General features: G+C 69.8%; 28 protein-coding genes and 1 riboswitch. Of the genes, 15 read left to right on the forward strand and 13 right to left on the reverse strand.

Annotated features, from left to right (window positions below; all coding sequences use genetic code 11):
- Positions 1-3 precede the first annotated feature (3 nt).
- The 5 genes from AB0M63_RS16060 to AB0M63_RS16080 all read left to right on the forward strand — a co-directional run bounded on the left by AB0M63_RS16060 (position 4) and on the right by AB0M63_RS16080 (position 2,494).
- Positions 4-843 carry a helix-turn-helix transcriptional regulator gene (locus AB0M63_RS16060; RefSeq protein ID WP_366019787.1) on the forward strand — a complete coding sequence of 280 codons (840 nt, stop codon included), beginning with the start codon at positions 4-6 and terminating at the stop codon, positions 841-843.
- The gene (locus AB0M63_RS16065) at positions 827-1,033 is read left to right on the forward strand and encodes a DUF397 domain-containing protein (RefSeq protein ID WP_355905993.1); all 207 of its coding nucleotides are present in this window, start codon (positions 827-829) and stop codon (positions 1,031-1,033) included. Before AB0M63_RS16060 ends, AB0M63_RS16065 begins: the two co-directional genes overlap by 17 nt.
- 108 nt (positions 1,034-1,141) lie before the next feature.
- A complete protein-coding gene (locus AB0M63_RS16070; protein ID WP_366019788.1) occupies positions 1,142-1,519 on the forward strand; it encodes a type II toxin-antitoxin system RelE/ParE family toxin in 378 nt (125 codons plus the stop codon).
- Positions 1,516-1,851 carry a helix-turn-helix domain-containing protein gene (locus tag AB0M63_RS16075; protein ID WP_366019789.1) on the forward strand — a complete coding sequence of 112 codons (336 nt, stop codon included), beginning with the start codon at positions 1,516-1,518 and terminating at the stop codon, positions 1,849-1,851. The genes AB0M63_RS16070 and AB0M63_RS16075 overlap by 4 nt, the downstream gene beginning before the upstream one ends.
- A gap of 73 nt (positions 1,852-1,924) precedes the next feature.
- Positions 1,925-2,494 (forward strand): hypothetical protein, encoded by a 570-nt coding sequence (locus AB0M63_RS16080; RefSeq protein ID WP_366019790.1) that lies wholly within the window; start codon positions 1,925-1,927, stop codon positions 2,492-2,494.
- Between the two features lie 18 nt (positions 2,495-2,512).
- On the opposite strand, the gene AB0M63_RS16085 is transcribed toward AB0M63_RS16080, so the two are convergent.
- Together AB0M63_RS16085 and AB0M63_RS16090 are read right to left on the reverse strand one after the other, a co-directional pair.
- Entirely contained in the window at positions 2,513-3,409 is an 897-nt protein-coding gene (locus AB0M63_RS16085) for a metallophosphoesterase (protein ID WP_366019791.1), read from the reverse strand.
- An 11-nt stretch (positions 3,410-3,420) separates the two neighbouring features.
- Complete coding sequence (locus AB0M63_RS16090) at positions 3,421-4,035, reverse strand: GNAT family N-acetyltransferase (protein ID WP_366019940.1); 615 nt, start codon at positions 4,033-4,035, stop codon at positions 3,421-3,423.
- Between the two features lie 48 nt (positions 4,036-4,083).
- On the opposite strand from AB0M63_RS16090, the gene AB0M63_RS16095 reads away from it, so the two are divergent.
- On the forward strand, positions 4,084-4,329 hold the full coding sequence (locus AB0M63_RS16095; protein WP_355906014.1) for a hypothetical protein: 246 nt from the start codon (positions 4,084-4,086) through the stop codon (positions 4,327-4,329).
- 85 nt (positions 4,330-4,414) lie between these two features.
- On the opposite strand, the gene AB0M63_RS16100 is transcribed toward AB0M63_RS16095, so the two are convergent.
- The 5 genes from AB0M63_RS16100 to thrC form a co-directional block, all read right to left on the reverse strand.
- Positions 4,415-5,545, reverse strand: a complete 1,131-nt coding sequence (locus AB0M63_RS16100; RefSeq protein ID WP_366019792.1) for an NADH:flavin oxidoreductase — start codon at positions 5,543-5,545, stop codon at positions 4,415-4,417.
- Between the two features lie 245 nt (positions 5,546-5,790).
- Positions 5,791-7,413 (reverse strand): chaperonin GroEL, encoded by a 1,623-nt coding sequence (gene groL / locus AB0M63_RS16105; protein ID WP_355906019.1) that lies wholly within the window; start codon positions 7,411-7,413, stop codon positions 5,791-5,793.
- 335 nt (positions 7,414-7,748) lie between these two features.
- On the reverse strand, positions 7,749-7,955 hold the full coding sequence (locus tag AB0M63_RS16110; protein WP_173314580.1) for a cold-shock protein: 207 nt from the start codon (positions 7,953-7,955) through the stop codon (positions 7,749-7,751).
- A 431-nt stretch (positions 7,956-8,386) separates the two neighbouring features.
- Positions 8,387-8,662 carry a MoaD/ThiS family protein gene (locus tag AB0M63_RS16115; RefSeq protein ID WP_355906023.1) on the reverse strand — a complete coding sequence of 92 codons (276 nt, stop codon included), beginning with the start codon at positions 8,660-8,662 and terminating at the stop codon, positions 8,387-8,389.
- Entirely contained in the window at positions 8,659-9,951 is a 1,293-nt protein-coding gene (gene thrC / locus AB0M63_RS16120; protein WP_355906026.1) for a threonine synthase, read from the reverse strand. The genes AB0M63_RS16115 and thrC overlap by 4 nt, the downstream gene beginning before the upstream one ends.
- Before the next feature lie 17 nt (positions 9,952-9,968).
- Positions 9,969-10,115: riboswitch (SAM riboswitch) on the reverse strand.
- Positions 10,116-10,292: 177 nt separating this feature from the next.
- Between thrC and AB0M63_RS16125 the strand changes: the two genes are divergently transcribed.
- Both AB0M63_RS16125 and AB0M63_RS16130 read left to right on the forward strand, forming a co-directional pair.
- Positions 10,293-11,237: a glucosyl-3-phosphoglycerate synthase gene (locus tag AB0M63_RS16125; protein ID WP_366019793.1), complete on the forward strand. Its 945-nt coding sequence runs from the start codon at positions 10,293-10,295 to the stop codon at positions 11,235-11,237.
- Positions 11,238-11,352: 115 nt separating this feature from the next.
- Positions 11,353-12,750, forward strand: coding sequence for a trehalose-6-phosphate synthase (locus AB0M63_RS16130; RefSeq protein WP_366019794.1), 1,398 nt, complete (start codon positions 11,353-11,355; stop codon positions 12,748-12,750).
- Between the two features lie 35 nt (positions 12,751-12,785).
- On the opposite strand, the gene otsB is transcribed toward AB0M63_RS16130, so the two are convergent.
- Genes otsB through AB0M63_RS16145 form a run of 3 tightly spaced genes read right to left on the reverse strand, consistent with a single transcriptional unit; the run spans position 12,786 to position 15,206 of the window.
- The gene (otsB, locus tag AB0M63_RS16135; RefSeq protein ID WP_355906035.1) at positions 12,786-13,631 is read right to left on the reverse strand and encodes a trehalose-phosphatase; all 846 of its coding nucleotides are present in this window, start codon (positions 13,629-13,631) and stop codon (positions 12,786-12,788) included.
- Between the two features lie 41 nt (positions 13,632-13,672).
- Positions 13,673-13,918, reverse strand: coding sequence for a DUF3263 domain-containing protein (locus tag AB0M63_RS16140; protein ID WP_355906038.1), 246 nt, complete (start codon positions 13,916-13,918; stop codon positions 13,673-13,675).
- Between the two features lie 43 nt (positions 13,919-13,961).
- Positions 13,962-15,206: an extracellular solute-binding protein gene (locus AB0M63_RS16145; RefSeq protein WP_355906074.1), complete on the reverse strand. Its 1,245-nt coding sequence runs from the start codon at positions 15,204-15,206 to the stop codon at positions 13,962-13,964.
- Positions 15,207-15,337: 131 nt separating this feature from the next.
- Between AB0M63_RS16145 and AB0M63_RS16150 the strand changes: the two genes are divergently transcribed.
- From AB0M63_RS16150 to AB0M63_RS16160, 3 genes are all read left to right on the forward strand, one after another.
- Positions 15,338-16,282 (forward strand): ROK family protein, encoded by a 945-nt coding sequence (locus tag AB0M63_RS16150; protein ID WP_355924946.1) that lies wholly within the window; start codon positions 15,338-15,340, stop codon positions 16,280-16,282.
- The gene (nagA, locus tag AB0M63_RS16155) at positions 16,282-17,436 is read left to right on the forward strand and encodes an N-acetylglucosamine-6-phosphate deacetylase (RefSeq protein WP_366019795.1); all 1,155 of its coding nucleotides are present in this window, start codon (positions 16,282-16,284) and stop codon (positions 17,434-17,436) included. The genes AB0M63_RS16150 and nagA overlap by 1 nt, the downstream gene beginning before the upstream one ends.
- Before the next feature lie 92 nt (positions 17,437-17,528).
- Positions 17,529-18,458 (forward strand): 1-phosphofructokinase family hexose kinase, encoded by a 930-nt coding sequence (locus AB0M63_RS16160; protein WP_366019941.1) that lies wholly within the window; start codon positions 17,529-17,531, stop codon positions 18,456-18,458.
- A 5-nt stretch (positions 18,459-18,463) separates the two neighbouring features.
- Here AB0M63_RS16160 and AB0M63_RS16165 read toward each other — a convergent pair whose 3' ends face one another.
- Positions 18,464-19,420: a carbohydrate-binding protein gene (locus AB0M63_RS16165; RefSeq protein WP_355924950.1), complete on the reverse strand. Its 957-nt coding sequence runs from the start codon at positions 19,418-19,420 to the stop codon at positions 18,464-18,466.
- Between the two features lie 152 nt (positions 19,421-19,572).
- Positions 19,573-21,231, reverse strand: coding sequence for a diguanylate cyclase CdgB (cdgB, locus tag AB0M63_RS16170; protein ID WP_355924952.1), 1,659 nt, complete (start codon positions 21,229-21,231; stop codon positions 19,573-19,575).
- Positions 21,232-21,512: 281 nt separating this feature from the next.
- On the opposite strand from cdgB, the gene AB0M63_RS16175 reads away from it, so the two are divergent.
- Both AB0M63_RS16175 and AB0M63_RS16180 read left to right on the forward strand, forming a co-directional pair.
- Complete coding sequence (locus tag AB0M63_RS16175; RefSeq protein WP_366019796.1) at positions 21,513-22,109, forward strand: flavin reductase family protein; 597 nt, start codon at positions 21,513-21,515, stop codon at positions 22,107-22,109.
- 47 nt (positions 22,110-22,156) lie between these two features.
- Entirely contained in the window at positions 22,157-22,639 is a 483-nt protein-coding gene (locus tag AB0M63_RS16180; RefSeq protein ID WP_366019797.1) for a GNAT family N-acetyltransferase, read from the forward strand.
- Positions 22,640-23,122: 483 nt separating this feature from the next.
- Here the strand turns inward: AB0M63_RS16180 and arfB are convergent, their stop codons facing one another.
- Positions 23,123-23,551: an alternative ribosome rescue aminoacyl-tRNA hydrolase ArfB gene (arfB, locus tag AB0M63_RS16185; protein WP_355924958.1), complete on the reverse strand. Its 429-nt coding sequence runs from the start codon at positions 23,549-23,551 to the stop codon at positions 23,123-23,125.
- A 174-nt stretch (positions 23,552-23,725) separates the two neighbouring features.
- On the opposite strand from arfB, the gene AB0M63_RS16190 reads away from it, so the two are divergent.
- Complete coding sequence (locus AB0M63_RS16190; protein ID WP_355924960.1) at positions 23,726-24,301, forward strand: TerD family protein; 576 nt, start codon at positions 23,726-23,728, stop codon at positions 24,299-24,301.
- Positions 24,302-24,465: 164 nt separating this feature from the next.
- Entirely contained in the window at positions 24,466-25,719 is a 1,254-nt protein-coding gene (locus tag AB0M63_RS16195) for a DUF1266 domain-containing protein (protein ID WP_366019798.1), read from the forward strand.
- The last annotated feature ends 207 nt before the right edge of the window (positions 25,720-25,926 follow it).

Raw genomic sequence — 25,926 nt, forward strand, 5'->3', positions numbered from 1 at the left:
GCCGTGGCAGGACAGAAGGACCTCGACCCCTCTACGTCGCCGCGCGCACTCCTCGGCGCGGAGCTGCGGCACGCCCGCGAGAAAGCCGGCCTCAACCAGGAGGAGTTGGGGCAGCGGCTGTTCGTGAGCGGGTCGTTCATCGGGCAGTTGGAGGCGGGGACGCGGCGGATGCTGCCGGAGTACGCGCGGATGCTGGACGCGGAGTTGGGGACGGGGGACTTCTTCGAGCGGAACTGTGTGGCGGCGGCGAAGTCCCGGTACCCGGAGCACTTCGCCGAGGCGGCAGAGGCGGAGGCGAGGGCTACGGCGATCCGCGAGTACGCACCGATGCTGATCCCCGGCCTGCTCCAGACACCCGCGTACGCACGAGCGGTGAACCGCGCTTACGACCCCACGGCACCCGAGGAGACGATCGACGAGTGGGTGGACGGCCGGATCGCCCGGACCCGCCTGCTCGACCACCCAACAAAACCGCTGTTGTGGTCCGTACTTGACGAGGCGGCACTACGCCGAGAGACCGGTGGCCGGGCGGTCATGGCGGAGGTCCTGCACCACATCGTGGACCTGGGCCGTCGGGGCCGGATCATCGCGCAGGTCTTGCCATTCAACGCGGGAGCACACACTGCGATGGAGGGTTCCCTGAAGCTCATGGACTTCGCGGACGCCCCTCCGCTGGTCTACTTCCAGGGAGTTCGCATCGGACGACTGGAGGACGACCCGGCCACCGTCACCCAAGTCAGGCTGGACTTCGAACTCCTCGCGGCCTCCGCACTCTCTCCAGAGAAGTCCCTGGCCCTGATCGAGACGTTGGCGCAGGATTACGCCCATGAGGAACTTTCCTGACTACGACCTGAGTACGGCCACCTGGCACAAGTCCAGCTACAGCGGTGGGGGCGGCGGCGACTGCCTCGAAGTAGCCGAAGGCAACCCCGCCCTCATCCCCGTCCGCGACTCCAAGAACCCCCTCGGCCCGAAGCTCGTGTTCCGGGCGGAGGCGTGGTCGGTGTTCGTCGGGGATCTCAAGCGGGGCTGATCACCTGCGCTGCCCGAATCGGAAGTCTCGGGCTCCGCTTCACTCCATCCGGTGACCGTTGCCGCTATAGCGCCACTATGCTGTGGACGACATATTACGGTGCGCCGCATGGACGACCTGTACGTGATCGAGTTGGAGCCCGAGGTGCGGTCTTGGCTTGAGCTTCTTCCTGACAGCCAGCACCGCAAGGTGGAGGAGTACGCGGAGTTACTCGCCACCCTGGGGACGAGGACGCCCATGCCGTTCGCCCGTCCTCTGGAGGAGGGGGTGTACGAACTGCGACCCACACTCGGCGGCGTTAACACGCGGATCACCTACTGGTTCACGCCCGAGCGCCGCATCGTGCTCCTCACCGTCTTCCGCAAGACGCGGATGCACGAGTCGGCCCAGGTGGCCCGTGCCGTGGCCGCCCGTAAGCTGTGTGCCAGCGAGCATGGACCGGCCCACACGACGTACAGCCGCTGTGAGGAAAGGGAAACGCGATGAGCCACACCCGCTGGAGGCTGGCCCGCGAGAAGAAGCTGGCCGAGGGGTACACCGAGTCCCCGGAGGTCGCGGCCGAGCGCGCGGAGATCCGGCTGGCCATGGCCTTCGCCCAGGCTGTGTACGACCGCCGCAGGGAACTGGGCTTGTCCCAGACAGAGCTGGCCGAGCGCGCTGGGCTGACCCAGGCGAAGATCTCCCGGGTCGAGGGCGCCGACACCGTACCGACCCTTCCACTCCTGCGCCGCTTGGCCCTGGCTCTGGACGCCTCGCTGAACATCGCCTTGGACGATGGTCGCGAGGAAGTCACCTTCGTCGCCCACTCAGCGGCCTGAGCTGCGGCAAAGGCCCGCTGCCGGAAACCCGTACACCCGAAACCCGACCATCCCGACTATCGTCGGCAGGACCATGAACCACGCCCAGCAGACCGCCCTAGGCCGCGCCCTCCGTCTCCTCGGGGAGCACGGTGACGCGCTGACGTCCGACACCCCCGACGGGAAACTCCACGAGGTCAAGGCCGACCTCAAGCGCGCCCTCGACCTGCTGGACGACAGCGTCAGCGGTGCCGCGCCGACCACCCGCTGCCTGGAGCATCCGAACGGGCCGGTCGACGCCGACGCCCCCGACCTCTGCCTGCTCTGCGAGACCCGGCGCCGCGCGGCCCGCCGCTCCGAGTTCAACGGGCCGGACCCGTACACCCGGGGCGCCGAGACCACGCCGTCCCGCTACGGCGTGCGCGAGGACCGCCCCCAGCCTCAGCAGCGCTGGCTGCCGGAGGCCTGGAACGGCCAGGCGTGGCAGCTCTGCGGCACGCCGCGCCGCGACCGCCACGAGGCCGAGCTGTACCTCAACGCCCAGCGCCGCGGCTCCCGCCCCGCGATGGCGTACCGCCTCGTCCACGAGTTCACGGACTACGAGGTGCTGCGGGTCTGGGGCACGCCGGTGCACGTCGACATCGAGCCCCTTGGGAACCTGTAGTCAGTTCAGTACGGCCAACTACCCTTTCGGCGCGTGCCGTTCAATCATCGACCGCATCTCCTCCGCGTCCAACTGGTACACCGTCTCGTGCGCCCGCGGGTCCCGTGCGTGGAAGGTGTGGAACATCGGCCCGGTCTCCCCGCCCAGCTCCACCAGTGACGCCGAGGCCCCGCGCACCGCCCGCTCCGTGCCGTATGCCGTGGTCAGGTCGATGCGGTTGACGACACCGGGTGTGACCCACACCGGCGTGGCCTCCAGGAAGCCGAAGAGCTGGAGGTGGAAGTGGCCGGTGAGTACGACCCGTACGTCACTCCCCCGGATCGCGTCCGCCAACTCCCCGGGATTCCGCAGCCCGAAGGCCTGTTGTGACGGCACGTCGAGGGTGACCGGCGGGTGGTGGAAGGCGAGGACGGTCCCGTTCTCGGACGGTGTCCGCAACTCCTCCCTCAGCCAGTCCAGTTGGGCCCCGCTCAGCAGCCCGTGCACCTTCCCCGGCACAAGCGAGTCGAGCGTGATGAACCGGTACCCGTCGACCACGCTCACGGCAGCGCACCCGAACTCCGCCGGAAACAGAGCGGATACGACATCGTCCGTACCGTCCGCCGCGAGGTGCCCGCTCCCCAACACCTTCCCGAACGCCTCGCGTTCGTCGTGATTCCCGGTGGTGTAGAAGACCGGCACCCCACCCCCCGCACCCATCGACCGCGCGAACTCGCCCATCAGCTCCCGCAGCGCCTGGTACGCCTCGACCGCGCCGTCGTTGGCGAGGTCCCCGGTGACGACGATCGCGTCCACACCGCGCTGGTGCCGCAGCTCGGCGAGCATCAGCCGCAGGGAGTCGGTCGCGTTGACGCCGTTCCGGTTGGGGGCGTCGGTGCGCTCCAGGTGGGTGTCGGACAGGTGAAGGATCCTCATGTCCCGGCACGCTAGCCCGAGTTGACGGCCGGGCGCCACATCGTCGTCACGACCTGGCCTCCGGCGGTGACGATCTCGTCCCGTGCGACGAAGCCGACGCTCTCGTACCGCTTGTTGTTGGCCGGGTTGGTCGACTCCAGGTAGACCGGAGCAGCGCCGAGCGCGTCGATCCGGGCGAGCCCCTCCCGCACCAGCGCCATGCCCAGCCCCTTGCCCCGGTGGTCGGCGTGCGTGCCCAGGATGGTCAGATAGAAGAAGGGCTCGGCGGGGTGTACCGCCTCGAACTGCTCCCCCACCGCCATGATCGCCCGAGCCGTCCCCGCGTCCGTGACCCCGGCCAACCGCCCCTCCAGCCCGGCCGCCTCCTCCTCGGTCAGCTCGACCCCGCCCGCCGGAATGAAGATCGCCGCGGCTTCTACGCCAGGCGTCACCAGCGTCCAGGGGTAGCGCAGCGCGGAGCCGGCGTAGACCCGCCACATCACGGCCGCCTGCTCGGCGCGTCGGCGCTCGTCCGGGAACGCGGGGCCCCAGACGGGGTCGTGGAGGAAGGCGCTGGTGAAGGTGGAGACAATGGCGTCGAGATCGGCGGGGGTGGCGATGCGGGCGGGTCCGGCAGGAGTCGTCATCACGAGGCCCCACGGTATGCCGGTTGGACGGGACGAAGGGAATCACCGATGAGACGGCTGTTCTCCACGGGCGCCGGAAAGGCCGCGTCCGTGCTGGCGGCCCTCGCGACCGCTCTTCTTCTCGTGGGCGCGGTCTGGGGGACGCTGACGGACAGTGCTCAGCAGCACGACCTCTCGATCGGCTGCCTGCGCGCGGCCGCGCTCCTGGCGGCCGTAGCACTCCTGCTCATGCTCCGACACCGCGAGGCGCTTCGAGCACGAGAGAGCACCGCTTCCGGCCCGTCCGGCGGTTGAGGACGAGGCCGGAGGCTGATGGGGTCTGGGGGCGAGCCCCCAGGGACACGCGCCCCCACCACCCGCACCGGCACCTCAGCTCACCTCAGCTCAGCGAGCGCAGCGCCGCCGCGTCGTACGGCGCCAGCTCCCCCACCCGCCCCGCGAGGACCTTCGCCGCCCACTCGGGGTCCTGGAGGAGGGCCCGGCCCACGGCGACCAGGTCGAACTCGTCGCGTTCCAGGCTGTCGAGGAGGTCGTCGATGCCCTTGAGCGGGGCGCCTTCGCCACGGAAGCCCTTGAGGAAGTCGCCGTCGAGGCCGACCGAGCCGACGGTGATGGTCGGCCTGCCGGTGAGCTTCTTGGTCCAGCCGGCGAGGTTGAGGTCGGAGCCGGTGTCGGCGAACTCGGGGAGCCAGTAGCGGCGGGTGGAGGCGTGGAAGACGTCGACACCGGCCGCGGCGAGCGGGGTGAGGATCGCCTCCAGCTCCTCCGGGGTCTCGGCGAGACGGGCGCCGTAGACGTCCTGCTTCCACTGCGAGAAGCGGAAGATGACCGGGAATTCGGGGGAGACCGTCTCGCGGACCGCCGCCACGATCTCCGCCGCGAACTTCGTACGGGCGACCGGGTCGCCGCCGTAGGCGTCCGTACGGCGGTTGGTGCCCTCGTAGAGGAACTGGTCGAGGAGGTAGCCGTGCGCGCCGTGCAGCTCGACCCCGTCGAAGCCGATGCGCTCGGCGGCGGCCGCGGCCTCGGCGAAGGCGCCGATGACGTCGTCCAGGTCCCGCTGGGTCATGGCCGTGCCGGTGACCTCGTCGCTGCCGATGCGCAGCCCGGACGGGCCGACCGCGGGAGCCTCGGCGTACGGCGGCTGGCCCTGCTTGCGGACCATGCCGATGTGCCAGAGCTGCGGCACGATCGTGCCGCCCGCCGCGTGCACGGCCTCGGCGACCTTGGCCCAGCCCGCGAGCTGCTCCGTACCGTGGAAGCGCGGCACGCGGTCGCTCTGCCCGGCCGAGTCGTGGCCGACGTAGGTGCCCTCGGTGACGATCAGGCCCACGCCCGCGGCGGCACGACGGGAGTAGTACGACACCACGTCGTCACCGGGGATGCCGCCCGGGGAGAACTCCCGGGTCATCGGCGCCATCACGATCCGGTTCGGGACCGTCAGGCCGTTGAGGGTGATCGGGCGGGCGAGGACTTCGGCCGCTCGGGAGGCGGGGGCGGTCGTAGACACGTGTGGGGGCTCCTCGAAGTGCCGGGTACCAGGCAATGGGTACCGGATGGTATGTGCGTATGCATCGACTATCCGTCAACGACAACCCTCCGGCCAAGCCCCTCATTCCTGCCGTCCGGCCCCAGAGCCTGTGATCCCGGACACGGCACCCCGGACACGCCGAAGGGCGGCACCCCCTGCCCGAGCAGGAAGTGCCGCCCTCCGTAAGGACGTTGATCAACCGGAGGCCGGGGCCCCGAGGCGGATCAGAAGTCCATGTCACCGCCCGGCATGCCGCCGCCGGCCGGGGCCGCGGACTTCTCCGGCTTGTCGGCGATGACGGCCTCGGTGGTGAGGAACAGCGCGGCGATGGACGCGGCGTTCTGCAGGGCGGAACGCGTGACCTTCGCCGGGTCGATGATGCCCTCGGCGATGAGGTCCACGTACTCACCGGTCGCGGCGTTGAGGCCGTGACCCGGGGTGAGGTTGCGGACCTTCTCCACCACGACGCCGCCTTCGAGGCCGGCGTTGACGGCGATCTGCTTCAGCGGGGCCTCAAGGGCCAGCTTCACGATCGCGGCACCGGTGGCCTCGTCACCTTCGAGCTCAAGCTTCTCGAAGACGCTGCCGGCCTGGATGAGCGCGACGCCACCACCGGCGACGATGCCCTCCTCGACGGCCGCCTTCGCGTTGCGAACGGCGTCCTCGATGCGGTGCTTGCGCTCCTTGAGCTCGACCTCGGTGGCCGCGCCCGCCTTGATGACGGCGACGCCGCCGGCGAGCTTGGCGAGGCGCTCCTGGAGCTTCTCGCGGTCGTAGTCCGAGTCGCTGTTCTCGATCTCGGCGCGGATCTGGTTGACCCGGCCGGCGACCTGGTCGGCGGAGCCGGCGCCGTCGACGATCGTGGTCTCGTCCTTGGTGATGACGACCTTGCGGGCGCGGCCGAGGAGATCCACGGTCGCGTTCTCCAGCTTGAGGCCGACCTCCTCGGAGATGACCTCGCCGCCCGTGAGGATGGCGATGTCGCCGAGCATGGCCTTGCGACGGTCACCGAAGCCCGGAGCCTTGACGGCGACGGACTTGAAGGTGCCGCGGATCTTGTTGACGACCAGCGTGGACAGGGCCTCGCCCTCGACGTCCTCGGCGATGATCAGCAGCGGCTTGCCCGACTGCATGACCTTCTCCAGGAGCGGGAGCAGGTCCTTGACGTTGGCGATCTTCGAGTTGGCGATCAGGATGTACGGGTCGTCGAGCGACGCCTCCATACGCTCCATGTCGGTGGCGAAGTACGCCGAGATGTAGCCCTTGTCGAAGCGCATGCCCTCGGTGAGCTCCAGCTCAAGACCGAAGGTCTGCGACTCCTCGACGGTGATGACGCCTTCCTTGCCGACCTTGTCCATCGCCTCGGCGATGAGCTCGCCGATCTGGGTGTCGGCGGCGGAGATGGAGGCCGTGGAAGCGATCTGCTCCTTGGTCTCCACGTCCTTGGCCTGCTCAAGGAGGGCACCGGAGACGGCCTCGACGGCCTTCTCGATACCGCGCTTGAGGGCCATCGGGTTGGCGCCCGCGGCTACGTTGCGGAGGCCTTCCTTGACGAGGGCCTGGGCGAGGACGGTCGCGGTGGTCGTACCGTCACCGGCGACGTCGTCCGTCTTCTTGGCGACTTCCTTGACCAGCTCGGCGCCGATCTTCTCGTACGGGTCCTCGAGCTCGATCTCCTTGGCGATGGAAACACCATCGTTGGTGATCGTGGGGGCGCCCCACTTCTTCTCGAGGACGACGTTGCGGCCCTTGGGGCCAAGGGTGACCTTGACGGCGTCGGCGAGCTGGTTCATCCCGCGCTCGAGACCGCGCCGTGCCTCCTCGTCGAACGCGATGATCTTGGCCATGTGAAGTGGTCCTCCCGGACTGGGGTGGATTGCTCCGGACCGCGCTGGCGCCCGCGACGGACGGCCTGCCTGCCCCGTGGTTCCTTGCACCACCTGGCCTGCGGGCCTCACCCACCCGGTCCTTCGTTATCACTCTCACCTTCAGAGTGCTAACGCCAATGATTAGCACTCGGCATGGTCGAGTGCAAGCGGCTCCCAGCTACTGACCCCCTCGTACCGGCTCCTCGTACCGGCTCTCCGACATGCCGAAGGGCCCGTACCCCAGGGGGTGACCCCAGAGGTACGAGCCCTTCGGTGGGAACGAAGAACGTCGCTGCTGTTCGTCGGCGCGTGCTTCAGCCGACCGCGAGCTTGACCATGTCAGCCTGCGGCCCCTTCTGACCCTGCGAGATCTCGAAATCGACCCGCTGACCCTCTTCCAGGGTGCGGTAGCCGTCCATCTGAATCGCGCTGTAGTGGACGAAAACATCCGCACCACCGTCGACCGCGATGAAGCCGTACCCCTTCTCCGCGTTGAACCATTTGACGGTGCCCTGAGCCATGCCTAACTCCCCTATTACTGGCCCTTGCACGGACCCGCACTTCGCGGATCCGGGTCAGACCTCACCCCCCACAGGATTGGGGGCGTGCGCCGGAACGCGTCGACCGCGGCCGAATGTATCCGTCCAACTGCCGTCTGCAACAGGTCAATCCGACGAGAATTCCGGGCAGGACCGGTCGGGAATTTACGGAGAATTCGTCCGACTTCAGGGCAAGTCGGGCCCCATAAAGAGAACATAAGGTGCAAAAGACCTGCACACTTTGGCTACTTCTCGTCGCATGCGAAGCCGGTACTCATATGCGTCCGGCATGCGGAGTGGAGCGCGTTCCCCAACTGTACCGTGCTCAATCATAGAGAATTGCCCCCTCCGCTTCTCTCACGGAGGGGGCAATTCAATGAACTCTTGGTAACCGCGGTTACCCAGGGTAATGATCAGCCTCCGGCGACCGCCGGAATGATCGAGACGCCGGCCCCGTCCGGAGTGGCCGTCTCCAGCCCCTGCTCGAACCGCACGTCGTCGTCGTTCACGTACACGTTGACGAACCGCCGCAGCTTGCCCTGGTCGTCCAGGACGCGGGCGGAGATGCCGTTGTGGTTCTTCTCCAGGTCGGTGATGACCTCGGCGAGGGTGGCGCCCTCGGCGGCGACTTCGGCCTGACCACCGGTGTAGGTGCGCAGGATGGTGGGGATGCGGACGGTCACGCTCATGCGAGGCCAGCCTCTCGGAAGGAGTCGAGGTTCGGGCGGATGGTCGCGGTCAGGCCGGTGCCGGCGACCGCGTCCAGGGTCTTGAGGCCGTCGCCCGTGTTGAGGACGACCGTGGTGAGAGTGGGGTCGAGGAGACCATTCTCGATCAGCTTCTTCGTCACGCCCACCGTCACCCCGCCCGCGGTCTCCGCGAAGATGCCCTCGGTCCGCGCCAGCAGCTTGATCGCGTCGACGACCTGCTCGTCGTTGACATCCTCCACCGCCCCGCCCGTCCGGCGCGCGATGTCGAGCACGTACGGCCCGTCCGCCGGGTTCCCGATGGCCAGCGACTTGGCGATCGTGTTCGGCTTCTGCGGGCGTACGACGTCGAGCCCCGCCTTGTAGGCGACGGACACCGGCGAGCAGCCCTCGGCCTGGGCGCCGAAGATCTTGTACGGCTTGTCCTCCACGAGCCCGAGCTTGATCAGCTCCTGGAGTCCCTTGTCGATCTTCGTGAGCTGCGAGCCGGAGGCGATCGGCACGACCAGCTGGTCCGGGAGCTTCCAGCCGAGCTGCTCGCAGATCTCGTACGCCAGGGTCTTGGAGCCCTCCGCGTAGTACGGCCGCAGGTTGACATTGACGAAGCCCCAGCCCTCGCCGGCCGGGTCGCCGATCAGCTCGGAGCAGAAGCGGTTCACATCGTCGTAGTTGCCCTCGATGCCGACCAGCTCGCCGCCGTAGATCGCGGCCATGACGACCTTGCCCTGCTCCAGGTCGTGCGGGATGAACACGCAGGAGCGGAAGCCGGCCCGCGCGGCGGCGGCGCCGACCGCGCCCGCGAGGTTGCCGGTGGAGGAGCAGGAGAGGGTGGTGAAGTTGAAGGCGCGCGCCGCTTCGATGGCCTGGGCCACGACGCGGTCCTTGAAGGAGTGCGTCGGGTTGCCCGAGTCGTCCTTCACGAAGAGCTTGCCGGCGTCGACGCCCAGTTCGCGGGCGAGGTTGTCGGCCTTGACGAGCTTGGTCCAGCCGGGGTTGATGTTCGGCTTGTCCGCCACGTCCGCGGGGACGGGCAGGAGGGGCGCGTAACGCCAGATGTTCGCGGGGCCCGCTTCGATGCGCTTGCGGAGCTCTTCGGTGTCGTAGGCCGAGAAGTCGTAGGCGATCTCCAGCGGGCCGAAACACTCCTCGCAGGCGAAGACCGGGCCGAGCGGGACGCGGTGGCCGCACTCGCGGCAGGAAAGCGCGGCGGCGGGGCCGAGATCAACGGCGTCTACGGGGTTCGTGGTGCTTGCAACAGTCTGCGCAGCCATGGAGGCGAGGCCCTTTCTCCTCATCTTCCTCACGGCGCATCTCGCCGTGAGACGGATTTGGCACCTTCCCGAGCCGGGAGCCTCGCCACGTCAACGTGACAAGACCGGCTGGAGGGTTGCCGGGGCTTCAACGGGCCGTATCCCTCTGCCCCTCTGGATGAGCGGTGTTCAGTTGTGTATGCGATTGTCTCGCCGACGGCCCCGACATGCGATGGTCATCAGCGTTGTTCAAGACTGTAACCGAAGGCCAGGACAGTTGAGTGAGCCGTCCGAACCGCGAGATGGATCACCCACAGTCCGTGATCACCCCTCGCCGAGAGAACGCAGAGGAGCCGCGCAACGTGCTGAAGGAAGTCGAGCACTGGCTGAGCACCCGCTCCTGGTCCCTGACCGATCGGCCGCTCCACAAGATTCTCGCCGCGAAGCAGCGCACGGGCCAGTCGGTCAGTGTCGTGCTGCCCGCGCTCAACGAGGAGGCGACGGTCGGCGACATCGTCGCCATCATCCGTCATGACCTCATGCAGCAGGTCCCGCTCGTCGACGAGATCGTCGTCGTCGACTCCGGGTCCACCGACCGCACCTCCGAGGTGGCCGCCGCGGCGGGCGCCCGGGTCGTGCACCGCGACGACATCCTGCCCCGCATACCCGCCGTGCCCGGCAAGGGCGAGGTGCTGTGGCGTTCGCTGCTGGTGACCAGCGGCGACATCGTCTGCTTCATCGACGCGGACCTGAAGGAGTTCTCCTCCGACTTCGTCACCGGGATCGTGGGCCCGCTGCTCACCGAACCCGGCGTCGACCTCGTCAAGGCGATGTACGACCGCCCGCTGGGCGGCGCGGCAGGCCAGGGCGGCCGGGTCACCGAGCTGATGGCCCGCCCGCTGCTGAACATGCACTGGCCGCAGTTGGCCGGTTTCGTACAGCCGCTCGGCGGCGAGTACGCGGCCCGCCGTTCGCTGTTGGAACAGCTCCCGTTCCCCGTCGGATACGGCGTCGAGCTGGGCATGCTGGTGGACGCGCTGCACCTGGTGGGCCTGGACGCCCTCGCGCAGGTCGACGTGGGCGTGCGGAAGCACCGCCACCAGGACGGGCAGGCGCTGGGTCGGATGGCCGCGCAGATCTACCGCACGGCTCAACTCCGGCTGGCGCGCGGACATCTCGTCCGGCCGTCGCTGACCCAGTTCGAGCGGGGTCCTGACGGATTCGAGCCGCGCACGTACTCCGTGGACACGGAGGAACGGCCGCCGATGGTGGAGATCACCGAGTACCAGTCACGCAAGGTGGCGTAGCCGGCCGGGGGCGATGTCGCGGGCGGGGCCGTATACGGATCCATTCGGTCCGCTGTGGCCCGTCCGGGCCCGTCCGTACGTTTGAGCGTTTGTGGGCCGGGCTAGGTTGTGGCACATGACTTCCACGTACGGTGCTGCTCAGGTGCTCGTCGCGTCCAACCGCGGCCCCGTCTCGTACGAGGTGGGCGACGACGGTTCGCTGCACGCGAGGCGCGGTGGCGGCGGGCTGGTGTCCGGGCTGTCGGCGATCGGGCCGGACGCGGGGGCGCTGTGGGTGTGCTCGGCGCTGTCCGACGGTGACCGGGAGGCGGTACGGCAGGGGGTCGGCGAGGACGGCGTACGCATGCTGGCCATCCCGGCCGACGTGCACTCCGACGCCTACAACGGCATCGCGAACTCCGTCCTCTGGTTCGTCCACCACATGCTGTACCAGACCCCGCTGGAGCCGGTCTTCGACGCCGAGTTCCGGCGGCAGTGGGCGTCGTACGAGGCCTACAACCGGGCGTTCGCCGAGGCGCTGGCGGAGGAGGCGGCCGAGGGCGCGGTCGCGATCGTGCAGGACTACCACCTGTGCCTGGTCCCGGGGATGCTGCGCGAACTCCGGCCCGACCTGCGCATCGGGCATTTCTCGCACACGCCGTGGGCGCCGGCGGACTACTTCCGGATGCTGCCGGACGACATCCGGGAGCGGCTGCTGCGGGGCATGCTCGGCGCGGACCGGCTGGGGTTCCTGACGCGCCGGTGGGCGGACGCGTTCAGTGCCTGTTGTACGGAGTTCGCGGGCGGCCTTGGTGGGACGCGGATCGGCGTCCACGGCCTCGGCGCGGACGCGGAATTCCTGCGGGCCCGTTCGCACGAGGCGGACGTCGAGGAGCGGATGGTGGCGTTGCGCGAGGAGATCGGCGCGGGCCGCCGGACGATCGTCCGGGTCGACCGCACCGAGCTGTCCAAGAACATCGTGCGCGGGCTGCTGGCGTACCGCCAACTCCTCGACGATCACCCGGAGTTGCGGGAGCGGGTGGTACACGTGGCGTTCGCCTACCCCTCCCGGCAGGACCTCGCCGTCTACCGCGACTACACCGCCGAGGTGCAGCGCCTCGCGGAGGAGATCAACTCCCGGTACGGGACGCCCGGTTGGACCCCGGTCGTCCTGCACGTCAAGGACGACTTCGCCCGTTCCCTGGCCGCGTACCGCCTCGCCGACGTGGCCCTGGTCAACCCGATCCGCGACGGCATGAACCTCGTGGCCAAGGAGATCCCGCTCGTCTCCGACGAGGCCTGCGTCCTGGTCCTCTCCCGGGAGGCGGGCGCGTACGAGGAGTTGGGCGAGGACGCGATCCCGGTCAACCCGTACGACGTGACGGCCACGGCCACGGCCCTCCACGAGGCCCTCACCATGCCGACCGAGGAGCGAGCCGAGCGAACCAAGCGCCTCGCTGCGGCGGCTACGGCGCTTCCGCCGGCTCAGTGGTTCCTGGAGCAGTTGAACGCGTTGCGCGATCAGGAGGGTTGAGCGGCGGGCGGCTACAACCCAACTCGACGACGCACTCAGCCCAGTCGAGCCGCCAACGCCGCCAACAACCCCGCCACCCCCGCCGCCCCGTCCACCACCAGGTCCGCCCGTTCCCGCAGCTCCGTGACCTCGTCGCTTCCGCTGCACACCAGCAGGCCCGGGACGCCGTCGGAGCGGAGTTTTTCGACTGCTGCGAAGGCGGGGAGGTCGCCGAGGTCGTCGCCTGCGTAGAGGACGGATTCTGCGGCGGTTTCGCGGATGTGGTCGAGGAGGGCTACGCCCTTGTCCATGCCGGGGGGGCGCAACTCCAGGACCATGCGGCCGGGTTCGACGATCAGGCCGTGGCGGGTGGCGAGGTCGGTGAGGGGGGCGCGGAGGGCGTCGAAGGCGGCCTGAGGGTCGGTGGCTCGGCGGGTGTGGACGGCGAGGGCGCGGCCCTTTTCCTCGATCCAAGTGCCCTGCCCGGCGCCGATGCGGTCGAGGAAACCGGGGAGTTCGGCGCGGACGGCGGCGACCCCGGGGTGCGGGGCGGGAGCGGTGACTGTGCCGCTCACCGCGTCCCAGCGCTCCGCGCCGTAGTGGCCGAGGACGACCAGGTGTTCCAGGCCGCGGACGCCCGCGAAGCCGCCGTTGCGGACCGCCACTTCGGCCGGGCGGCCGGTGATGACGGCGACGGAGGCGACTCTCGGGGCGAGCGCGGCCAGTGCCGGTACCGCGTCCGGGTGGGCCCGGGCCTGCTCGGGGTCCGCCACGATCGGTGCGAGCGTGCCGTCGAAGTCGAGCCCGATCACCGCGGCGGCGGGGTTCGCGAGGATCGCGGCGAGGCCCTCGCGTCCGGCGGCGGTGACGGGGGTCGGCACTACGTCATCAGGGCTGGCCATACGACGACCCTATCCGGGCGGACCGGGACCGCACCTGCCCCTCACCGCTCCGAGCGGCGGCTTTCACGGACCCGTCTCAGCCTGTTCACCGTGACCGGGTCGTGGGCCAGTGCCCGTACGTCGTCCAGCAGGGCGTTGAGGAGTTGGTAGTAGCGCACGGGGGCCAGGCCCAGTTCCTCGCGTATCGCGCGCTCCTTCGCGCCGGGGCCCGGGAAGCCGCGGCGCTCCAGCGCGAGGATGTCCTGTTCCCTTCGGTTCAGCGAGGGCCGGTCGCCGTCCTTGTCCATGTGTCGAACCGTAGACCCCGCCACTGACAACCGCCCCGCCCCGCTACTTGCCGCTCTCCGCCAGCGTCGCCGCCGACTGCAACTGCCCCAGCACCGCCCCCGGGCTGCCGTTCGCGGCCACCGCCTGCCCTATGCGCTTCTTGATGTCGGCACTGACCGTGGCCCACGAGGTGTTGCCGACCGGGTAGAGCGTCGACAGCGGGAGTTCCGCCAGGAACGGCCGCAGCGCCTTGTCCTGCTTGTCGGCGGCCATCGCCTCGGACGCGGAGTTGGTCACGGGCAGCAGGTCGTACTCGCGGGAGAAGGCGAGGACGTTCTTCTCGTCGTAGACGAAGTCGAGGAAGTCGCCGATCTGGTCGCGGTGGCCGTTCTGCTTGAAGGCGGTCATCCAGTCGGCGACCCCCATCGTCGACTTGGCCTTGCCGGTGCGCCCGGGCATCGCGACCGTGCCGAACTTGACGCCCTTCTTGGTCGCCTGCTGGATGAGTGTCGGGTGTCCGTTGAGCATGCCTACGTCACCGTTGGCGAAGGCGGCGAAGGCGTCCGCGCGGTTCAGCTCGGCGGGTGCGACGGGACCGGTGAGGCCCTTGGCGACGAGGTTGTCGCGCAGCCAGGTGAAGGTGGAGATGTTCTCCGAGGAGTCGAGGGTGTAGGTCCCGATGTCGTCGGTGTAGCCGCCGCCCCCGCCGAGCAGCCACTGCATCGTCTCGGCCTGCGCCTCCTCGGAACCGAGCGGCAGCGCGAACGGGTACTTCACACCCCGCGCCTTCAGTGCCTGCGCGTCGGCCGCCAGCTCGCTCCAGTCCTTCGGCGGGGTCAGGCCGGCCTGGGCGAAGAGGGTCTTGTTGTAGAAGAGGACGCGCGTGGACGCGGCGAACGGCATGCCGTACTGGATGTGGTCCACCTGCCCGGCGTCCGCGAGCGGCTCCAGGAAGTCGGCTTCTACGGGGATGGAGAGCACGTCGGCGGTGGAGTACAGCTTGCCCGCGTCCGCGTAGTCCGCGTACGCGCCGATCTGTGCCATGTCGGGCGCCTTGCCGGCCGCGACCATGGACTTGACCTTGGCGTCGACGTCGTTCCAGGAGTACACACTGACGTCGATCTTCACGCCGGAGTGCTTAGCCTCGTAGGCCTTGACCAGTTCGTCCCAGTATTTCCGCGAGCTGTTGGACGCGGAATCGCCGTAGTCGGCGGCGACCAGCCTGAGGGTGACCTCGCCGGAGTCCCCGGTGAGGCCGCAGCCGCCGAGGACCGCCGTCATCCCCAGTACGGAGGTCACCGCGATCATTCCTGTCCTGCGCCGCTGCACTGCCGAATCCCCAACCTTTGCTGTCGTGACGTTCGCTCTGCGAACCCATAAGGTCTACACCACGTGAGTGGACTAGACCTCTCGCGGGTCGGCGGGCCACACTGTCCCCCGTGAGACATGTCATCGCCCTGGATGTGGGCGGCACCGGGATGAAGGCCGCCCTAGTGGGGGCCGACGGCGAGCTGCTCCACCGGGCCCGCCGGGCGACCGGCCGCGAGCGCGGTCCGGACGCCGTCGTCGAGCACATCCTCGACTTCGCCGCCGAACTGCGCGCCTACGGCGAGGAGCAGCACGGCGAGCCCGCGGCCGCCGCCGGCGTGGCCGTCCCCGGCATCGTCGACGCCGAGCGGGGCATCGCCTCCTACTCCGCCAACCTCGGCTGGCGCGACCTGCCCCTGCGCGATCTGCTCGCCGCCCGGCTCGGCGGTGTCCCGGTCGCCCTCGGCCACGACGTCCGCACCGGCGGCCTCGCCGAGGGCCGCATCGGCGCGGGCAGGGGCGCCGACCGCTTCCTGTTCGTGCCGCTGGGCACCGGCATAGCGGGCGCGATCGGCATCGACGGCCGGGTCGAGGCGGGCGCGCACGGCTTCGCCGGCGAGATCGGCCATGTCGTCGTACGGCCCGGCGGGACCCCCTGCCCCTGCGGCCAGACCGGCTGCCTGGAGCGGTACGCGTCCGCCGCCGCCGTCAGCGAGGCCTGGGCCGCGGTCACCGGGGACCGGGAGGCGGACGCGGCGGACTGCGCCAAGGCCGTCGACTCCGGCGACTCCCGGGCCCACGCCGTCTGGCAGGAGGCCGTCGACGCCCTCGCCGACGGCCTGGTCACCGCCCTCACCCTGCTGGACCCCCGGACGATCATCATCGGTGGCGGCCTGGCCGAGGCGGGGGAAACCTTGTTCACACCACTGCGGGAGGCGGTCCGGCGAAGGGTCACTTTCCAGAAGCTGCCGTCGATCGTCCCCGCGGCCCTCGGGGACACCGCCGGATGTCTCGGTGCCGGGCTCCTGGCCTGGGATCTCCTCAATCACAGCGACCGCACGGAGGTAACGCCCTGATGGCAACCGGTCCAAGGCCCCTCGTCCTGTCCGGCGCAACGGTCGTCCTCCCGACCGGAACCGTCAGGGACGGCCGGGTGATCGTCGACGGCACCCGCATCACCGGTGCCGCCCCCGAGAACGCCGACGTGCTCGACGTCGCCGGCCACTACCTGGTCCCGGGATTCGTCGACATCCACAACCACGGCGGCGGCAGAGCCTCCTTCACCTCCGGCACGGTCGACGACGTCCTCAGGGGCATCCACACCCACCGCCTGCACGGCACCACGACCGTCGTCGCCTCGACGGTCACCGGCGAGATGGACTTCCTCGTCCAGCGCGCCGGGCTGCTCTCCGAGCTGGCCGAGCAGGGCGACCTGGCCGGCATCCACTTCGAGGGCCCGTTCATCTCGCCGTGCCGCAAGGGCGCGCACTCCGAGGCGCTGCTGCGCGACCCCGACCCGGCGGACGTCCGCAAGCTGGTCGACGCGGCGCGCGGCAGGGCCGCCATGGTCACCCTCGCGACCGAACTGCCGGGCGGACTCGACTCCGTACGGCTGCTCGCCGAACTCGGCGTGATCGCGGCGATCGGGCACACGGACGCGTCGTACGAGCAGACGGTGGAGGCGATCGACGCGGGCGCGACGGTCGCCACCCACCTGTTCAACGCGATGCCGCAGCTCGGCCACCGCGAGCCCGGTCCGATCGCGGCGCTGCTCGAAGACGAGCGCATCACCGTCGAGTTGATCAACGACGGTACGCATCTCCACCCGGCCTCCCTGGAGTTGGCGTTCCGCCATGCGGGCGCGGGCCGCGTGGCGTTCATCACGGATGCGATGGACGCGGCGGGCTTCGGTGACGGCCGTTACATGCTCGGCCCGTTGGAGGTCGAGGTGAGCGAGGGGGTGGCGCGGCTGGTGGAGGGCGGCTCCATCGCGGGCTCGACCCTCACCCTCGACCGGGCCTTCAAGCGCGCGGTGACGGTCGACCGGCTGCCGGTCGAGGACGTCGTCGCCGCGATCTCGGCCAACCCGGCCAGGCTGCTGGGGAGTTACGACGAGATCGGCTCGCTGGAGCCGGGCAAGTACGCCGACCTGGTGCTGCTGGACTCCGCGTTCGACCTCAAGGGCGTGATGCGGCGCGGCAGTTGGGTGGTCGACCCGCGACTGGGCTGATCCGTGGGCCGGTCGCGGGCTGGGCCGGCCGCCTCCTCTTTGGCATGATCGATCCTTCGGAACAAGCCGGTTCAGAGGGGGAGGTCGGCCCGGTGATCCTCACGGTCACGCTGAACACCGCTCTCGACATCACCTACCGGGTAAGGGAGTTGCGGCCGCACGGCACGCACCGCGTCTCCGAGGTGACCGAACGGCCCGGCGGCAAAGGCCTGAACGTGGCCCGGGTGCTGGCCGCGCTCGGCCACGAGGTGACGGTCACGGGTTTCACCGGCGGCGCGACCGGCCGCGTCGTACAACAGCAACTCGCCTCCACGCCAGGCGTGTTGGACGCACTCGTCCCGGTCTCCGGCGCGACCCGGCGCACGATAGCGGTCGTCGACGAGCTGACCGGTGACACGACTCAACTCAACGAGCCCGGCCCGACGGTGACTTCGGCGGAGTGGTCCGCGTTCCAGGAGGCGTACGAGGGGCTGTTGGGCGGGGTCTCGGCGGTGGCCCTGTGCGGGAGTCTGCCGCCGGGGCTGCCGGTGGGCGCCTACGCCGGACTGGTCCGCACCGCCCGCTCCGCCGGTGTCCCGGTCCTCCTCGACACCAGCGGCGAGCCCCTGCGCCGCGCGGTCGCCGCCCGCCCCGACATCATCAAGCCCAACACCGAGGAACTGGCCGAACTCACCGGCTCCCACGAGCCGTTGCGCGGAGCCCGGGACGCACGCCGCCGGGGCGCCCACACGGTGGTCGCCTCACTCGGCCCGAAGGGCCTGCTGGCGGTGACCCCCGAGGCCCACTGGCACGCGACACCTCCGGCCCACATCCACGGCAACCCGACCGGCGCGGGCGACTCGGCGGTGGCGGGGCTGCTGTCGGGGCTGGTCGAACAACTCCCTTGGCCGGAACGGCTGGCGCGGGCCGTGGCGCTGTCGGCAGCGACTGTACTGGCGCCGGTGGCGGGCGAGTTCGACGGACCGGCCTACGAGGAGTTGCTGGGGCGGGTCGCGGTGACGGGGGGTGCCACCGCGGCGTGAGCTGTCTAGCCCTGCTGGCCCTTCTCCAGCCACAGCTGGTCCAGAAGGACATTGCAGCTATCGCCGTTCTCACAGGACAGGGTGATGGTGTTCGTGCCCTTGGTGAGGGTGGGATACGAGTAAGTGGTCGTCCATGCCTTGGACGGGTCGTTCTGGCCCGTGTAGTTCTTCAGGCCGAACTTGCTGCCGAACACCTTGCCGTTGACGGTGAGCGTCATGCTCCCGTCGTCGCCCGCGTTGCTGTAGCGGGCGAAGAGGGTGTACGCGCCGTCCGAGGTGATGCCGTTGACCGTCCAAGTGACCGAGGCGCCCACGTTGTTGAGGCCCGTCACATAGATGCCGCCGTCGGCCTTCGCACCCGCGACGTCGGAGGCCGTGGACACACCGGTCCCGAGCTTCAACGCCTTGGCGTCGATGGTCTGCGTCTCGTCCGCGCTGGACGGTTCGTTGCTCGGCGACGGACTCGACGAGGCGCTCTGCGAAGCCGACGGCGTCGACCCCGCCTGGTTGCCCGACTTGTTGTCGTCGTTGCCGTTCATCATCGCGACGCTGATGCCGATGACCACCGCGGCGACGACCGCGATCGCGCCGATCAGCAGGCCCTTGGTGTTGGGGCCGCGGCCCCGGCCGCCGCCGTCGTTGTACGACGGGGGCTGGCCGCCGGCCGGTGGGCCGCCGGGGAAGGTCTCCGGGGCCTGGTAGTGGGCGTTCGGCTGGGCGCCGTAGGACTGCTGCTGGGGGACGGTCTGGCCGTAGGGCTGCTGGTACTGCGCGGTGGGGGCGGCGGCCTGCTGGCCGCCGTACTGGCGCTCGCCCACCGGGCGTACTCGGTTGACGGAGCCCGGGTAGCCGTAACCGCCGCCGGAGGGCGGCTGGGCTCCGTTGGCCTGGCCGTCGGCGTAGAGGTAGCCGAACGGGTCGTCGTCCTCGGGCGTGCTCGCGCCGTTGTTGCCGGACGTCATCCCTTGGTACTCCTCAGCAGGTGCGGGTGCAGATACGTCAGCTTCAGATGCGTCTTCGATGTGTCTTCGATACGTCTGGAGAACTGCGAGCCTACCCGTTCCACGTCGTCCAAACGGGTGACTCAGACCGCATCAGACCACTGACCTGGAGATCATCCCGCGCGTCTGTGCTGTTTGGGACGAGATCGTTTCTCGATGTACATCCGTTCGTCAGCGGACTTCAGGACCTCGTCCGCCGTCATGCCGCAGTGGGCCCACCCGATGCCGAAACTGGCCCCGACCCGCATGGCCCGTCCGTCGACCCGGATGGGCTGGATGATCTCGTTCCGCAGGCGTACGGCCAGGTCGGCGGCGTCGGCCTTGCCGAGTCCGTCGGCCAGGACGACGAACTCGTCGCCGCCGAGCCGGGCCACCGTGTCACCGTCGCGGACGGCCCGGCCGAGCCGACGCGCGACCTCGATGAGAACCGCGTCACCCGCGTTGTGCCCGAACCGGTCGTTGATCGACTTGAAGCCGTCGAGGTCGCAGAAGAGGACCGCGAGCCCCTTGGTGCCGTCGTCACGTTCACCCTCGGGGGCGATGGTGTGGACGTGGTGGTCGTAGGCGTCCAGGAGGTCGGCGCCGGGGCGGAAGTCGAAGCCGTGGCCGTTCGCGTCGTAGGCCGGGTGTCCGTACGCGGCGTCGATGGACTCGATCTCGCCGGGGAACGCGGACTGCGGGCGCTGGCAGAGGCGGGCGGAGAGGCGGGTGCGCAGCTCCGCCGAGTTCGGCAGGCCGGTCAGCGCGTCGTGCGCGGCGCGGTGGGCGAGCTGCAGCTCTCGGCGCTTGCGGTCCTCTATGTCCTCGACGTGGGTGAGGAGGAAGCGCGGTCCGTCGGTGGCGTCCGCGACGACGGAGTTGCGGAGCGAGACCCAGACGTAGGTGCCGTCCCGGCGGCCCAGGCGGAGCTCCGCGCGGCCGCCCTCCGCCGACGTTCTCAGCAGGGTGCCTATGTCCTCCGGGTGCACGAGGTCGGAGAACGAATAGCGGCGCATCGCGGAGGCGGGGCGGCCCAGGAGGCGGCACAGGGCGTCGTTGCTGCGGAGTATTCGGCCGTGCTGGTCGCCGCCCATCTCGGCGATGGCCATGCCGGAGGGGGCGTACTCGAAGGCCTGCCGGAAGCTCTCCTCGCTTGCACGCAGGGCCTGTTGCTCGCGCTCCAGCCTGACAAGTGCGCGCTGCATATTCGCACGTAGACGCGCGTTGCTGATCGCGATGGCGGCCTGGAAGGCGTACATCTGGAGCGCTTCGCGCCCCCATGCGCCGGGCCGACGGCCGTTGCGCGGCCGGTCCACGGACAGGACGCCGATCAGCTCGCCGCAGGAACCGCCGGAGACGCCGGGTGTGTACATCGGCGCGAAGAGCCGGTCGGACGGGTGCCACTCGTCGTCGAAGCGGGGTGCGGGGCCGTCGGTGTACCACTGCGGTACGTCGTCCTCGTCGAGGACCCAGCCCTCGGTGTGCGGGATGAACCGCAGGTCGCCCCAGGCCTCGCCCATGCCGAGGCGGCGCTCCCAGGAGGTGCGCGAGCCGACGCGACCGGTGATGAGCGCCTCGGCGGCGGAGTTGCCCGCGAAGGCGGCGACCACGAGGTCGCCGTCGGGGCGGACCAGGTTGACGCATGCCAGCTCGTACCCGAGCCCGTTGACCACGCCGTCGGCGACGGTCTGCAGGGTGTCCGCCAGGCTGCGGGCGGTGTTCATGTCCGCCATGACCGTGTGCAGTTGTCGCAGGGTCGCAAGACGGACGTAGGGTTCCGACTCGGTCTCCATACTCGCCCTCCCCCCGAGACCTCGCAGCGAATCAAGGGTCATCTTCCCCGCCACTGAATCACAGCGCGCTGCCCACTCGGTACACAGGGTCAACAATTAATACCTCTTGTGACTCAAGTCACAGCAGAAGATGAACAATTGAGAGGAGTTTCTGCATTTTCCCTGTGCGTTTACTGAACGCAAACTTTGTAGGTGTGTGGACATGATGCACGACGATGTTCCGCCGCGTGGTCCCTTGGTCCTAGGACCTGATTGGGCCGCAGGTCCGATGCGGTGCGCGGATGCCGGAGATTAGCGTTTCGCCCGTGCTGAACACCGTGACAACCGCCAACGCCGATCCCTCCAGGCATGCTGTGGGGGTGAGCAACGACGAGTTCCGCGCCGCCCTCGCACGGCTGGCCGCGGGCGTGGTCCTGGTGACCGCGCACGAGGAGCCGTACGACCCGGACGACCCGCACGCTCCGGTCGGCGAGGACGTGGGCATGACCGCGACCGCGTTCATGTCGGTCTCCCTGGACCCGCCCCTGGTCCTGGTCAGCCTCCGCAACGGCTCCCGCATGGACGACCTCCTCGACGAACAGCCCCTGTGGGCCGTCTCCGTCCTCTCCGAGAGCCAGCGCCACATCGCCGGCCGCTTCGCCATGAAGGGCCGCATCAGCGACCGCCTCCTGTTCGACGACCTCCCCTACGTCCACGGTCCGGCGTCCGGCGCCCCGCTGATCCGAGGCGCCCTCGCCACCCTCGAATGCCGCACGGAACAGCGGGTTCCGGCCGGGGACCACACCCTTGTCATCGGGCGCGTTCTCACGGCTGAGGTGGGCAGCGCGGAGGGCGGTCCGCTGACGTATTTCCGGGGCAAGTACCGGCAGTTGGGCTGATGGCCAATTCGGTCGCCCCCGCCTGCCCGACCGCTTACCGTGCACGCATGACGACGACCACCGCGACCGCCGCCGGGCTCCGCCTCGAAGAGATCACCCCGGGCAATCTCGAAGCCGCCATCGGCATACGGGTCCGCCCCGACCAGGAGTTCGCGGTCGAGCCCGTCGTGAAGTCCCTCGCCGAGGCCTACGTCCACCCCGGCACCGCCTGGCCGCGCCTGATCGTCGACGAGGACCGGCCCGTCGGCTTCGTCATGGCCTTCCTCGACATCGACTGGAACCTGGACGGCTCCGTCATCCGCTCCGGCCTGTGGCGCCTGAACATCGCGGCGGACGAACAGGGCCGCGGTTACGGCCGGTTCGCGGTCGAGTCCGTGGCCGCGGAAATCCGCCGCCGCGGCGGCAAGGAGCTGTACGTGACGTGGCACGAGGGCCAGTCCGGCCCGGCCGACTTCTACCTGGGGCTCGGTTTCCGGACCAACGGCGAGCTGAGCGAGGGCGAGACGGTGGGGGTGCTGGAGCTGGCGTAGCCCTGGGGAGGTGGGGGCGGTGACGCCGTCCACCCGGGCGGGGTGTGCAAGGCCGGCGAACTGGGCGAAGCCGACCGCGCCGGGTCGCCACGGCGGTCACCGCGTCCCCGGCACGGGTCACGATGTCCGGGCCGAGGGCCTCCACCAGCGCGTCGAAGTCACCCTTGCGCACGGAGACGAGAAACACGTTGGCGACCACACGTCACCGGGCCCGCGGACATGAGGTCTGCTCGGGTCGGCGGCGGTGGCCGGAGCCGGTGTGCCGATGTCGAGGGGCTCATCCGCGCGGGAGTTGCCCGCTGCCCGCCCGGCTCAGCCGGAACCTGGCCGCTGGCACGGAGATGAAGGCGATGCGATGCGATGCGAAGCGAAACGTACGGCGAGAAATTCACCGCCGTTCTTGGTGCCGTTCTCGTCCCCGTTCCCCTTCCATTCGCGGAAGGGGATTTCGAAGTCGCCCACGGGTAAGCACAGTTGCAGGGATTACCCCCAGTCCCGCCCCGTCCGCCCCCGCTTCGTGTCGGAGCGTGCCTTCTTCTCTCGCAACCGGCGTTCATTGATGCCGCGCGGAATACGGGTGGCCCGGCGCGGCTTCGGTGGGGGTGCGGTGGACTCGGCGAGGAGTGCCGCGAGGCGTACCGCGGCGGTCTCGCGGTTGCGCCACTGGGAGCGGTGCTCGGAGGACCGTACGGTGATGACGCCGTCGACGAGCCGCGAGGCGAGCCGCTCCAGCGCCCGCGCCTTCCACACCTCGGGCAACGCCTCGGTCTTCGCGAGGTCGAAGCGCAGCTCCACCTGGGTGTCGCTGGTGTTGACGTGCTGCCCGCCCGGCCCCGACGACCGCGAGAAACGCCACATCAGCTCGGCCTCGGGCAGGGAGACGGAGCCACGGATGAGATAAGGACCGGACATGCCCCCATGGTCGCGTGCCTGTCCCGTCCACGTCACGCCAATTACCCGGGACGTCCGGGTAAAGAAAGTAAAGCCACGTGGAACCTTCGGTACCCCTCTTGGCGTTCATAGAGGTACCGGTAGCTTCGTCCTCAGTACGAAGCCCGCACCGCAACGAGGGAAGGACTCCCAACCATGGCTGTAAGCCTGTCCAAGGGTGGCAACGTCTCGCTCACCAAGGAGGCCCCGGGCCTGACCGCCGTCACCGTAGGCCTCGGCTGGGACGTCCGCACCACCACCGGCACGGACTTCGACCTCGACGCCTCGGCGATCGCGGTCAACCCCGAGGGCAAGGTGTACTCGGACGGACACTTCATCTTCTTCAACAACAAGTCGACCCCGGACCAGACCATCGTCCACACCGGTGACAACCGCACGGGCGAGGGCGCGGGCGACGACGAGGCGATCAACGTCAACCTGGCCGGTCTCCCGGCCGACATCGACAAGATCGTCTTCCCGGTCTCGATCTACGACGCGGAGACCCGCTCGCAGAACTTCGGCCAGGTCCGCAACGCGTACATCCGCATCGTGAACCAGGCGGGCGGCGCCGAGATCGCCCGCTACGACCTCTCCGAGGACGCGGCCACCGAGACGGCCATGGTCTTCGGCGAGCTGTACCGCAACGGCGCGGAGTGGAAGTTCCGCGCGGTCGGCCAGGGTTACGCCTCGGGCCTGGTCGGCATCGCCCAGGACTTCGGTGTGAACGTCTGACGTTCGCCGACCTCGTCGAAGCCCCTGGCCGCGGCCGGGGGCTTCGGCCTGTGCGGGGACGGGGAGTCGACGGAACGTCCGGGGTCGCACAGGGGCCGCTCAGTCCCGTATGGCAGTGTGCCGGGATCAACAGCGCTCGGTCGCCTGGAAGGACAGCGAGCCCTATGTCGTTCGGACCGTCCCCCGCCGGTTTCGGGCCTCCGCCACCCCCTGTCTGGACCCCGCCGACCGAGACCGAGCGGGCCCTGCTGGAGGCGAAGACACGCGGTGACCGGGCCGCCTGCTACGACGTGCTCGCCGGGGTCCGCCTCTACTACGAGATGTCACGCGAGGCCTACGACGCCCAACCGGACCGCGTCCACCGCGTGTTCGTCCGCGACCTGCGCACCGGCACCAGGCACTGGGAACTCTTCACCGACGGCATGCTGCCCGCACCGACACCCGACCCGGTGTACTCGCGGGCCTCGCTGAGCTGGATCGCGGACGCCTGGAACCCGCAGTGCCCGCCCGCGATCGTCGTCAACCCCGGCTCCCCGTGCGAACTCGCCCTGCCCTACGGCCCACCGGGCACCACCGACTGGTCGCGCGTGGCGGAGAAGGCCGGTGTCCCCGGCACCTCCATGCGGCTGCGCGCACTCCATGTCGGCGGCGCGCTGCACGGCCCCGTCGCCCACGGCCTGGCCTGCGGAGCCCTCCTCTGCGTCAGCAACGGCTCCCTCTGGAACGCGCCGGCCTGGCACGGCCACGGCTACGACGGTGAGCGCCGGCGGCTGCGCGAGTGGTGGGGCATCACCACCCGCGCCGAGTGGCAGCACCATCTGCGCAACCTGCTCGCCTGCGAAGCGTCCAGCTCCGTATGGGAGTTCGCGCTGAGCCTGCGCCGCACCATTTCCCGCGACTTCGGCGGCCATGTCGACACCGGCTACTGGCGGCAGGCCGTGGCCACCGTCATCCGCGCCAACTCCGAGGGCGCCACGGTGATCACCGAGGACGGCGTCACCCGGACCGACCCGCGGCCCGCCGCCGAGACCGAGGCCCGGATAGAAGGCGTGCAGCGGCTCATCGGCCGTATCACCCGCTACGAGGCCCGGATGCGCGCCGACGGCATCCTCGACGAGAACCGCCATGTCACCTCCGTCGAGGCCTGGGACCTGGGCCGCGCCTCGAAGATGGCCCGCTGGGGCCTCGGCGCCCGCTTCGCCACCCTGGCGGAGACCGAGTCCGCCGTCGTCCGGGCGGGCCGCGCCGCCGCCCTCGCCTACCGCTCCTGGCCGGACTTCTCCGCCGGCTACATCCTCGGCCGCTGCCTCCACTTCGACGAGGAGGAGTTCGGCGACTGGTACCAGGACATGGTCGCCGCCCACCGCATCCTGATGACGGATGCGGGGAGCCCCTGGCTGAACATCCCCTTCCGCTAGGACCTGTCCGGCCGAACAAGTCGCAGGAGCCGCAGGAGCCGGGCCCGGCACGCGCGCCCACCGCGTTAAGGCGTGGGGAGCTCAAGCGGCGCAGCCGGCACCCGCCGACTCCCCCTCGTCGGCGGCGGAAGCCACTGATGCCAACGCCTCCACCGACCTGATCCGCAGGAGCAGGGACAGGGGCAGGGACAGGCACTGAGGCGGACC

Source organism: Streptomyces sp. NPDC051576 (genome assembly GCF_040681835.1).
GTDB lineage: Bacteria > Actinomycetota > Actinomycetes > Streptomycetales > Streptomycetaceae > Streptomyces.

Excerpts from the sequence above, each read along its gene's own strand:
- AB0M63_RS16075 (WP_366019789.1), top strand. The coding sequence starts at position 1,516 with ATGAGCCACACCCGCTGGAGGCTGGCCCGCGAGAAGAAGCTGGCCGAG.
- otsB (WP_355906035.1), bottom strand. The coding sequence starts at position 13,631 with ATGGCCAGCCCTGATGACGTAGTGCCGACCCCCGTCACCGCCGCCGGA.
- AB0M63_RS16140 (WP_355906038.1), bottom strand. The coding sequence starts at position 13,918 with ATGGACAAGGACGGCGACCGGCCCTCGCTGAACCGAAGGGAACAGGAC.
- arfB (WP_355924958.1), bottom strand. The coding sequence starts at position 23,551 with ATGTCCGGTCCTTATCTCATCCGTGGCTCCGTCTCCCTGCCCGAGGCC.
- AB0M63_RS16070 (WP_366019788.1), top strand. The coding sequence starts at position 1,142 with ATGGACGACCTGTACGTGATCGAGTTGGAGCCCGAGGTGCGGTCTTGG.
- AB0M63_RS16085 (WP_366019791.1), bottom strand. The coding sequence starts at position 3,409 with ATGAGGATCCTTCACCTGTCCGACACCCACCTGGAGCGCACCGACGCC.
- AB0M63_RS16190 (WP_355924960.1), top strand. The coding sequence starts at position 23,726 with ATGGCTGTAAGCCTGTCCAAGGGTGGCAACGTCTCGCTCACCAAGGAG.
- AB0M63_RS16110 (WP_173314580.1), bottom strand. The coding sequence starts at position 7,955 with ATGGCTCAGGGCACCGTCAAATGGTTCAACGCGGAGAAGGGGTACGGC.
- cdgB (WP_355924952.1), bottom strand. The coding sequence starts at position 21,231 with ATGGAGACCGAGTCGGAACCCTACGTCCGTCTTGCGACCCTGCGACAA.
- AB0M63_RS16095 (WP_355906014.1), top strand. The coding sequence starts at position 4,084 with ATGAGACGGCTGTTCTCCACGGGCGCCGGAAAGGCCGCGTCCGTGCTG.
- AB0M63_RS16090 (WP_366019940.1), bottom strand. The coding sequence starts at position 4,035 with ATGACGACTCCTGCCGGACCCGCCCGCATCGCCACCCCCGCCGATCTC.
- AB0M63_RS16145 (WP_355906074.1), bottom strand. The coding sequence starts at position 15,206 with ATGATCGCGGTGACCTCCGTACTGGGGATGACGGCGGTCCTCGGCGGC.
- AB0M63_RS16080 (WP_366019790.1), top strand. The coding sequence starts at position 1,925 with ATGAACCACGCCCAGCAGACCGCCCTAGGCCGCGCCCTCCGTCTCCTC.
- AB0M63_RS16195 (WP_366019798.1), top strand. The coding sequence starts at position 24,466 with ATGTCGTTCGGACCGTCCCCCGCCGGTTTCGGGCCTCCGCCACCCCCT.
- thrC (WP_355906026.1), bottom strand. The coding sequence starts at position 9,951 with ATGGCTGCGCAGACTGTTGCAAGCACCACGAACCCCGTAGACGCCGTT.
- AB0M63_RS16165 (WP_355924950.1), bottom strand. The coding sequence starts at position 19,420 with ATGACGTCCGGCAACAACGGCGCGAGCACGCCCGAGGACGACGACCCG.
- nagA (WP_366019795.1), top strand. The coding sequence starts at position 16,282 with ATGGCAACCGGTCCAAGGCCCCTCGTCCTGTCCGGCGCAACGGTCGTC.
- AB0M63_RS16175 (WP_366019796.1), top strand. The coding sequence starts at position 21,513 with ATGCCGGAGATTAGCGTTTCGCCCGTGCTGAACACCGTGACAACCGCC.
- AB0M63_RS16115 (WP_355906023.1), bottom strand. The coding sequence starts at position 8,662 with ATGAGCGTGACCGTCCGCATCCCCACCATCCTGCGCACCTACACCGGT.
- AB0M63_RS16130 (WP_366019794.1), top strand. The coding sequence starts at position 11,353 with ATGACTTCCACGTACGGTGCTGCTCAGGTGCTCGTCGCGTCCAACCGC.
- AB0M63_RS16180 (WP_366019797.1), top strand. The coding sequence starts at position 22,157 with ATGACGACGACCACCGCGACCGCCGCCGGGCTCCGCCTCGAAGAGATC.
- groL (WP_355906019.1), bottom strand. The coding sequence starts at position 7,413 with ATGGCCAAGATCATCGCGTTCGACGAGGAGGCACGGCGCGGTCTCGAG.
- AB0M63_RS16065 (WP_355905993.1), top strand. The coding sequence starts at position 827 with ATGAGGAACTTTCCTGACTACGACCTGAGTACGGCCACCTGGCACAAG.